Annotated in this window: 2 protein-coding genes; one reads left to right on the forward strand and one right to left on the reverse strand. The window is 70.0% G+C overall.

The features are described 5' to 3' along the window. Nucleotides 1-916: serine/threonine protein kinase (locus D474_RS0124075; protein ID WP_017616042.1), on the reverse strand; the 916-nt coding region annotated here is incomplete at its 3' end. A 115-nt stretch (nt 917-1,031) separates the two neighbouring features. Here D474_RS0124075 and D474_RS0124080 point away from each other — a divergent pair. Beyond that, nucleotides 1,032-1,695: serine/threonine-protein kinase (locus D474_RS0124080; protein ID WP_017616043.1), on the forward strand; the 664-nt coding region annotated here is incomplete at its 3' end.

A 1,695-nucleotide genomic window follows, 5' to 3' on the forward strand; every position in this document is an offset into this window, starting at 1 on the left:
CCTCGGGTTCGTCGACCGGGCCGGTCCACGGGACCGACGTCGCGAGGGACCGGAGCGCGCGCACCCACTCGGAGGCTTCCGGGCGGTCCGAGGCGTCGGCCGAGAACATGGCCATGACGATCCCGCGCCGGTTTTCCTCGGCCCCGGCCAGCAGTGGCAGAGCAGCGAACCGTTCGCGCAGCTGTTCGGGGGCGGGCGGCGGGGCCTCACCGGTCAGGGCGAAGTAGGCGATCGCACCGAAGGCGTAGCGGTCGGTCGCGGCCGAGTACTCCCCGTTGAAGATCTCCGGGGCCGCGTACCCGGGAGTGAACCAGGGCCGGGCCGTCATGTGGCGTGCTGCGATCCGGCTCAGGCCGAAGTCGACCAGCGTGGCCTGGCCCTCCTCACCGATCATGATGTTGCCGGGTGAGAGGTCACCGTGCAGGACGACCCGCTTGGACGGCGTCGCACGCCCCGAGTGCAGCACGTCGAGGACCTGGGCGACCTGCTCGAGGTACTGGAGCACCTTCCGTTGCCCCGCAGCACCCTCGACCGCGTGCTCGGCCCGCCAGTCGCGCAGGTCCAGGCCCTCGACATGGTTCATGACGAGGTAGAGGGCGCGGTGCTCGGAGCCTTCCGCTCCCCCGGCCGGGTGTTCGGGTGCGCCCTCGAAGTGCTCCCGGACACCGACCACGCCCAACCGGTTGATGAAGCGCAGCAGTTCCGCCTGCTCGCTCCAGCGTGCGCTGAGCTGTGCGAACTGCTCGTCGTTGTCGGTCACGTCGGAGTTCAGGACCTTGACGACCACGGGCTCGGTCTGCCCGGCCAGGTCGACCTCGGCCAGGTAGAGCGTGGCTTCGCCACCACGTCCCACCGACCGGATCAGCCGGTACTTGTCTGGTTCGGTGTCGGGGCCGACATGGAGACTGGAGGTCACGGCTTCTGTCGCTCGATTCCGAAAGGGGGGTCGGGGCTCAGGTGGCGCGGAGGCACCACACACACCGTAGCGGCGCTTCTGTAGGCTGGCACGCCGTCTCTGTCGAAAGGTGCCGATGCTGCAGGAACACGTTCTCAGCGGGCGCTATCGGCTCATCTCCCAGATCGGCGCGGGCGGCATGGGCCAGGTGTGGCAGGCCGTGGACCAGGTGTTGGACCGCCCGGTCGCGGTCAAGCTGATCCTCCCCGACCGCATCGGATCACCCCAGGTCATGGCCCGCTTCCGTCGTGAGGCTCTGGTGACCGCCCGGCTGGCCGGCCATCCCAATGTCGTGATCCTCCACGATTTCGGGCAGGAGGCCGACCCTTCCGGGGGTCCTGGGACCGTCTTCACCGTGATGGAGCTGGTGACCGGGCGGCCGCTCACCCGGGTGGTGCGTGAGGACGGCCGACTGCCCCTGGGCCGGGCCGCCACGCTGGTGGCGCAGGCTGCCGCCCGCCTGGACGCGGCGCACAAGGCCGGTATCGTCCACCGCGACGTCAAACCCGGCAATCTCATGGTGGTCGAGCGGGGAAGCGGCGCGGGAACGCTCAAGGTCCTGGACTTCGGGATCGCGACCCTGACCGAGGCCGGACGCCCGGAACGCATCACCCAGACGGGGGAGGTCATCGGGACGCCCCTGTACATACCCCCGGAGCAGATCCGCGGTGAGCGGGTCGGGCCCGCAGGCGACCTGTACTCACTGGGCGCGATCCTGTACCGGCTCCTCACCGGCAGGC

It is taken from the genome of Nocardiopsis salina YIM 90010 (assembly GCF_000341025.1).
Taxonomy (GTDB): Bacteria; Actinomycetota; Actinomycetes; order Streptosporangiales; family Streptosporangiaceae; genus Nocardiopsis; species Nocardiopsis salina.